General features: G+C 49.8%; 2 protein-coding genes. Both read left to right on the forward strand.

Going from position 1 to position 1242, the window contains the following annotated elements; all coding sequences use genetic code 11:
• Positions 1–421 precede the first annotated feature (421 nt).
• The gene (locus DOM41_RS17655) at positions 422–595 is read left to right on the forward strand and encodes a hypothetical protein (RefSeq protein ID WP_188112434.1); all 174 of its coding nucleotides are present in this window, start codon (positions 422–424) and stop codon (positions 593–595) included.
• Positions 582–1229 carry a DUF6708 domain-containing protein gene (locus DOM41_RS17320; protein WP_188112435.1) on the forward strand — a complete coding sequence of 216 codons (648 nt, stop codon included), beginning with the start codon at positions 582–584 and terminating at the stop codon, positions 1227–1229. Before DOM41_RS17655 ends, DOM41_RS17320 begins: the two co-directional genes overlap by 14 nt.
• Positions 1230–1242: the final 13 nt, after the last annotated feature.

Raw genomic sequence — 1242 nt, forward strand, 5'->3', positions numbered from 1 at the left:
GGTGGCAAACGGGTCGAGAACAACCTGGATGGTACGCCCGGCGATGCAACCAAAAACCCCGATGAGAGTGCCGGGAACTTCGCCATTCCCCACGTGATACCACTGTCGAGGTCGCCATACCTCTGGACGCCTCGGAATGATGGAGAAAGCATTTTACTTCCGGCGTCGCGCGAAAATGTCGTTAGTGGCAGACGCCGGTCTGTTCGTCGTGTCCTTAATCGCGGTCGGGAGTTCTCCGATCTTTCCGGTCGCCCCATTTACGATTGAGGGGGCCATGATTGGCGCGGGGCTCTGGTTCCTAGGGAGCTTATATATACTTTCCGGCTCATCTACCATCGCTGTTAGCGGGACCGTATTTGCCATTGGGGCTGGTACGACTGGAATATTCTCGACCATCGCCCTCTGGTAGGTGGCTGGTGTATTGGGAGTCATTGCAATCGCGGCAGCTCTCGCTATTTGGTGGTTTACTGAAGATGATTTACAGGAATGGCTAGCCGAATGCGCTTTTGGAGAACGCGGTGCGCCAAGTCCAGGCAATGCTGCCTTGGAAAATGAAATGCAGCGCCTCAAGGCGATTACTCATGAGGAAGACTGAAATGCGGCCGTCTGCTAAGGATTATTATAATCTCTTTATCAAAGGGAATTGGGGGGTTTCCAGCACGACCTCCAAGCTCTTGAAAATAGTCGGAGATACGGGCTTTCTTAACAAAAAAAACAAAGCGTTGGAAGGTGTTGAGGCAAACTTTAATGATGCGGTGGTGAAAGTCAATTCATCTTTTATCGAAGTGGTGGATGCTGGTAATCGACTTCGTGGCGTACCTTCATTTTTCGGTCTTATGGGAGGCATTCCATCTGCCTGTGGCTTGGCAATAATAATTTATTTTGTAGTGAAAAAGGGCTCGGAAATCCCCGTTGTTGCGTACATACTATTTGCAGTTTCTCTTGTCGTCATCTTGTTGGTCTGCTTTCCGCTACTTAACTCCTTATTGCGCAGAGAATTATTTCGCAAAACCCACTATCCCATGCGCTTCAATCGTCGTGAGCGTAAGGTCTATGCCTTGTCTCAGGATATGGGCGTCGTCACCATGAGCTGGGACGATATTCAGTTCTACACGAGCCAATCAACAGCATCTGAAGACCGCCGAGGTTTGGCGCGCGATGAAATCCGTGGCTACGTAAGAGATCGTGCGGGCAACATGCTTTATCACCTGGTATTTTTCAAGTACTAAGGTAGAAAGAACA

This window comes from Salinicola aestuarinus (genome assembly GCF_003206645.1).
GTDB lineage: Bacteria > Pseudomonadota > Gammaproteobacteria > Pseudomonadales > Halomonadaceae > Salinicola > Salinicola aestuarinus.